6 protein-coding genes are annotated in these 5,908 nt (G+C 72.0%); 5 read left to right on the top strand and 1 reads right to left on the bottom strand.

The features are described 5' to 3' along the window. Nucleotides 1–180: hypothetical protein (locus HW577_RS19140; RefSeq protein ID WP_198377736.1), on the bottom strand; the 180-nt coding region annotated here is incomplete at its 3' end. A gap of 162 nt (nt 181–342) precedes the next feature. Between HW577_RS19140 and HW577_RS19135 the strand changes: the two genes are divergently transcribed. From HW577_RS19135 to HW577_RS19115, 5 genes are all read left to right on the top strand, one after another. Next, nucleotides 343–3,258, top strand: a complete 2,916-nt coding sequence (locus HW577_RS19135) for an FAD-binding and (Fe-S)-binding domain-containing protein (protein WP_198377735.1) — start codon at nt 343–345, stop codon at nt 3,256–3,258. Then, nucleotides 3,255–3,818 (top strand): DUF924 family protein, encoded by a 564-nt coding sequence (locus tag HW577_RS19130; protein ID WP_198377734.1) that lies wholly within the window; start codon nt 3,255–3,257, stop codon nt 3,816–3,818. The genes HW577_RS19135 and HW577_RS19130 overlap by 4 nt, the downstream gene beginning before the upstream one ends. Before the next feature lie 81 nt (nt 3,819–3,899). Beyond that, nucleotides 3,900–4,613, top strand: a complete 714-nt coding sequence (locus tag HW577_RS19125; RefSeq protein ID WP_198377733.1) for a hypothetical protein — start codon at nt 3,900–3,902, stop codon at nt 4,611–4,613. A gap of 266 nt (nt 4,614–4,879) precedes the next feature. Continuing rightward, nucleotides 4,880–5,635, top strand: a complete 756-nt coding sequence (locus HW577_RS19120) for a DUF1194 domain-containing protein (protein ID WP_198377732.1) — start codon at nt 4,880–4,882, stop codon at nt 5,633–5,635. Between the two features lie 60 nt (nt 5,636–5,695). Next, nucleotides 5,696–5,908: FAD-dependent oxidoreductase (locus tag HW577_RS19115; protein WP_198377731.1), on the top strand; the 213-nt coding region annotated here is incomplete at its 3' end.

The raw sequence follows: 5,908 nt of genomic DNA, 5'->3' as shown, positions 1-5,908 counted from the left end.
GGGCGCGGCCGGCGCGGGCGCGGCCCATGCCTGGTCGCGCGCGGCGCGGCGACGATTGGCGAGGCGCGCATACCAGGCACGCCAGGGCGGGCCGCCGAGGGCAAGGCTGACTTCCGCCCCGTCCCGCCCGGCGGCGATGCTGGCCCGGAGCGGGCCGAGGCTCAGGCTCTTGCGCGGCATGGCGGTCCTCGCGGTGACGTTGCATTTTCGGAACATCGAGGGTCGGAGGTCAATCGCCGGGCAATGAGTCCCGCTTGTGGAACCCATCAGCAGGTTCCATTCGTGCGGGGAGGCGGGCCCGGATAGGGTGCCGCCCGCCGAGAACCGCCGGAACGCCGCACCATGAACGTGATGACCAAGGACCGCCCGATGCCCGGCGATGCGCGCCTCGCCCGGCGGCTCGCGAAGGAGACGCGCGGCGAGGTGCTGTTCGCCCCCGCCGATCGCGGCCGCTACGCGACCGACGCCTCCATCTACCAGATCGAGCCCCATGGCGTGCTCGTGCCCCGCACGATCGAGGACGTGCAGGCGGCGATGGCGATCTGCCGAGAGGAAGGCATCCCCGTCCTGCCGCGCGGCGGCGGCACGTCGCAGTGCGGGCAGACGGTCAACCGCGCGCTGGTGCTCGACTGCACGAAGCATCTGCGGGACGTGGTCGCGATCGACGCCGCCGCGGGCACGGCCCGCGTGCAGCCGGGCATCACGCTCGGCGCGGTGAACGACGCGCTCAAGTCCCATGGGCTGTTCTTCCCGGTCGATCCGTCGACCTGGCAGCGCTGCACCATCGGCGGCATGGCGGGGAACAATTCCTGCGGCTCGAAGTCGATCCGCTACGGGCTGATGGCGGACAACGTCACGGCGATCGATGCGCTGCTCGCCGATGGGTCGCGCTTCGCCTTCGGGGCGCTGCCCGACAATCTCGGGTCCGAGGTGCCCGCGCCCATCGCCGAGCTGATCCAGCGGCTGCGCGCGCTGGGGGCGCGGGAGGCGGAGGAGATCGCCGCGCGCTTCCCGAACCAGCTGCGCCGCGTCGGCGGCTACAACATCGAAAGCCTGACGCCGGCGGCACGAGCCGAAGGGCGCGGCAACCTTGCCCGGCTGCTGGTGGGCAGCGAGGGCACGCTCGCCTTCTCCGCCGCGCTCGACCTGAAACTCTGGCCGATCAAGCCGCGCAAGGCGCTGGGCATCTGCCAGTTCCCGACCTTCCGCGCGGCCATGGCGGCCTCCCAGCACCTGGTCTCGCTGGACCCGGAGGCGGTGGAGCTGGTGGACCGGACGATGATCGACCTCGGAAGGTCGATCCCGATCTACCGCGCCACCATCGACAGGATGGTGCAGGGCGAACCCGACAGCCTGCTGATCGTTGAGTTCCACGGGCAGGAGGACGCGCCGCTGCTGCGCGCGCTCGATCGGCTCGAGGAGATGATGGCCGACCTCGGCTACCCGGATGCCGTGGTGCGCGCGACCGATGCCGGCTTCCAGGCCGCGATCGCCGAGGTGCGGGAAGCGGGGCTCAACATCATGATGTCGATGAAGGGGGACGGGAAGCCTGTCTCCTTCATCGAGGATTGCGCGGTCGCCCTGCCCGACCTCGCCGACTACACCGAACGGCTGAACGACGTGTTTGCGAAGCACGGCACCAAGGGCACCTGGTACGCCCATGCCTCGGTGGGCTGCCTGCATGTCCGCCCCGTGCTGAACATGAAGGACGGCGAGGACGTGCGGAAGATGCGCGCCATCGCCGAGGAATGCTTCGCCCTGGTGCGCGAGTACAAGGGCAGCCATTCGGGCGAACACGGCGACGGCATCGTCCGCTCCGAGTTCAACGAGCCGATGTTCGGCTCCCGCATCGCCCGCGCCTTCGAGGAGGTGAAGGACAGTTTCGACCCCGACGCGCTGCTCAACCCCGGCCGCGTCGTCCGCCCCCCGCGCATGGATGACCGCAGCCTGTTCCGCTACGCGCCCGGCTACGCGGCGGATGCGAAGGTCACGCCCGTGCTCGACTGGTCGGAGCATCCGGGCCCGCTCGGCGGCCTGCTCGGCGCCGTCGAGATGTGCAACAACAACGGCACCTGCCGGAAGTTCGACGCCAACGTCATGTGCCCGTCCTTCCGCGCGACGCGGGACGAACGGCACCTGACGCGCGGGCGGGCGAACACGCTGCGGCTCGCGCTCACCGGGCAACTCGGCCCCGATGCGCTGGCCTCGGAGGAGGTCGCGGCGGCGATGGAACTCTGCGTCTCCTGCAAGGGCTGCAAGCGCGAATGCCCCACCGGCGTCGACATGGCGCGGATGAAGATCGAGGTGCTGGCCGCGCGCGCGTCGAAGCACGGCATCGGCTGGCGCGAACGCATCATCGCGACCATGCCGCGCTGGGCGCGCTTCGCCTCGCTGCTGCCGCCGCTCGCCAATGCGCGGGACAATGTCCCGGGGCTCGCCGCGCTGTCCGAGCGGCTGCTCGGGCTTGCGGCCGAACGGTCGCTGCCGCGCTTTGTCTGGGGTGCCTTCCACGATGCGGAACTCCGCGCGCCGGATGGCCGCGACGGCGAGGTCATCCTGCTGCCCGACGCCTTCAACCGCTACTTCGAGCCGGAGAACCTCCGCGCCGCCATCCGCGTGCTGCGGGCCGCGGGCTACGACCCGGCGGTGGCGCGCCCGGCGCGCGGGATGCGCCCGCTCGATGAGGGCCGCACGCGGCTCGCAGCGGGCCTTGTGGAACAGGCACGGGCGGAGGCGCGGCGCACCGTCGAGGTGCTCTCCGCCTGGACCAGCCCCGTCATCGGCATCGAGCCGTCCAGCCTGACCACGCTGCGCGACGAGTTCCTCGCGCTGCTGCCGGGCGAGCCCACCCGCGCGCTCGCCGCCCGCGCCTTCCTGCTCGCCGAGTTCCTCGAGCGCGAGACGGCCACGCTGCCGCTGAAGCCCATCGAGGGCGAGGCGCATATCCACGGCCACTGCCACCAGAAGGCCTTCGGCGCCTTCCCACCGGCGGTCGCACTTCTCAAGCGCATCCCGGGGCTGAAGGTCTCGCCCATTGCGTCGTCCTGCTGCGGCATGGCGGGCGCCTTCGGCTACCAGGCGGAAACGCTGGCGGCGTCGAAGGCGATGGGCGAGCTCGCTCTGCTGCCCGCGGTGCGCGCGGCCGCACCCGCGTCCTTCATCGTCGCCGATGGCACCTCCTGCCGCCACCAGATCGGCGACCTCGCGGGGCGGGAGGCGCTGCATTCCGTCCGCCTGCTGGAGCGCGCCCTCGCATGAACGACATCCTCGCCTTCTGGTTCGCCGACGGTCCCGACACCTTCCGCGAAGCCTGGTTCAAGCGCGACGAGGCCTTCGACGCCGAGATCGCCGCGCGCTTCGGCGCCATGATCGACCCGGCGCGGGACGGCGCCTTCGATGGCTGGATGGACAGCGCGGAGGGCGCGCTCGCGCTCGCGATCCTGCTCGACCAGTTCCCGCGCAACACGCGGCGCGGCAGCGCGGAGGCCTTCGCCTGCGACGCCCGCGCGCTTGACCTCGCGCGGCAGGCGGTGCTGGCGCGGCAACTCGACCTGGCGCTGCCGACGACGCAGCGCATCTTCCTCTACCTTCCCTTCGAGCATTCGGAAGCGATGGCCGACCAGGACATCGCGGTCGCGCTGTTCGAGGGGCTGCGCGACGACCCGCGGCACGCGAAGCCGGGCGGGACGATCGACTATGCGTGGCGGCACCGCGCTGTGATCGGGCGCTTCGGCCGCTTTCCCCACCGCAACGCAGCGCTCGGCCGGGCGAGCACGGCGGCGGAGGAAGCCTGGCTCGCGGCCGGCGGGGGTTTCTGAGTCCGAAGCGTTTCACAGGCGGGGCGCGCGGATTTCGCCAAGGTGTGGCGATCCACACATACGGAATCGTGAGTCCCGCCCATGACCGTCCCCGCCGTCACCTTCCACGAATACGCCGCCATCTGCGCGGGCATCTACAACGCCGCCGCTTCCTGCGTGGCGGGCTTCAGCCGGCACTCGCCGCTCGACCAGCGGCTCTCGGGCTTCCAGGGCGCGGTCTATCGCCGCGCCACGGGCGGCAGCTTCGAATGGGTCGTGGCGGTGGCCGGCACCCAGCCGACCGACACGGGCGGCGCGGACGTCATCGCGGATGCCGGCTTCGGCGGCCCGGCCCCCGGCCTGCTCCACCCCGTGCTCGCGGTGGTGGCGGCGGCGGGCAGCGCGCTGCTGTGGCACCAGATCTCCTGCGCCGAGGACATGGTACGCGGCGCGCAGGCGGCGATGGGCCGCCAGGGGCGGCTGACCATCACCGGCCATTCCCTCGGCGGCGGCATTTCCCAGATCGTCTCGGCGCGGATGGGCATCCCGGCCGTCGCCATCTCGGCCCCGGCCGTGACCGCGGTGCCGACGGTGCGGTCCAGCTGGGAACGCACCCGCTCCCCCATCACCTGCCTCAAGGTCCGCAACGACCCGATCAATGCGACCGGCGTGGTGGGCAACCTGCTCGGCCGCGTCGTACCGCTCGACAGCCCGCGGACGGGCGGGGCCGCGCATTCGATCGACCAGACGCTGGCGGAGCTGGCGCCGTCGGGCCCCTTCAGCGGGCTCGGCGCGCGGGATCCCTTCGCTGCCTGAGGGCAGCCCCCGCGGCGGACATCACGCGTTTGTGAGACACTTTTTGTGCAGCTGGTCGCCCGGGCCCTTGCGAAAGGGCCGGGGGCGGCCAGGTCCGCGTTGCACGAAAGCCACACTTGCCGATTTCGATGGCAAGGCTTTGTTAGCGTCACCATGCTATTGTTGCATCGCACAAAATAGTTCCCTATTTGTGCCCACAAGACCTTCGGCGACGGAGGCATCGGGATGGACAGGCCCCGCACGCACGGCCCCGCAAGGAGGTTCCGATGTCGCGTCGCCTCTCCCGCCGCCTGTTCCTCGCCGCCGGCCTCGCCGCGCCCGCCCTGATCCAGGCCCGAACCGCCCGTGCCGCCGAGGAGGTGGATGTGGAACTGGTCCTCGCCGTGGACGTCTCCCGCTCCGTGGATGCGGAGGAGATGGAGATGCAGATGCAGGGCTATGCCTCGGCCTTCCGTGATCCGCGCCTGGCGGAAGGGATCGCCGGCGGACCGCTCGGGGCCATCGCTGTCACGCTCTTCGTCTGGTCCGACTGGAACCTGCAGCAGACGCTGGTCCCCTGGACGCGACTCGACGGGGCGGCCTCCTGCGAGCGCTTCGCGGCCGCGCTCGATGGCGCCTCGCGGGAGACCTACCTCTACACCTCGATCTCCGGCGCCATGGACTACGCCGCGCGGCAGTTCGGCCGGCGCTACCAGGGGCTGCGCAAGGTCGTCGACATCTCCGGCGACGGGGTCAACAATTCCGGCCGGCCCGTCGCCGATGCGCGCGCGGATGCGCTGGGCCAGGGCATCGTGCTGAACGGCCTCGCGGTGCTCGACCGCTCCCCCCAGCCCTCCGCGCTGCTCGCCGGCATCCCGCCGGTCGACGAATACTACCGGGACGAGGTGATCGGCGGCCCCGGCGCCTTCCTGATGGTGGCCGAGGGCTACGAGGCCTTCGCCGGCGCGGTACGCCGCAAGATCATCCGCGAGATCGCCGCCGTGCCCCAGCCCGGCCCGCTGGTGGAACGCGCCTTCGCCTGACGTGGCCTCATCGCGCCGCGCGGGGCTTGCGCGCGCCGGCGGGGGCGCCATACCGGCGGGATGACCGAGACCATCGCGATCCTGGGCGCCGGCCTGGCCGGACTTGCCGCCGCCCGCCACCTGGCCGCGCGCGGCGTTCCCGTGCGCCTGTTCGACAAGGGCCGCGCGCCGGGCGGCAGGCTTGCCACGCGGCGGGCCGACCATGCCGGGCGCCGACTGCAGTTCGACCACGGGGCGCAGTATCTCCGCGCCGCCGGCCCCGGCTTCGCCGCG

It is taken from the genome of Neoroseomonas rubea (assembly GCF_016106015.1).
Taxonomy (GTDB): domain Bacteria; phylum Pseudomonadota; class Alphaproteobacteria; order Acetobacterales; family Acetobacteraceae; genus Neoroseomonas; species Neoroseomonas rubea.
This window is presented reverse-complemented; position numbering and strand designations above follow the sequence as displayed.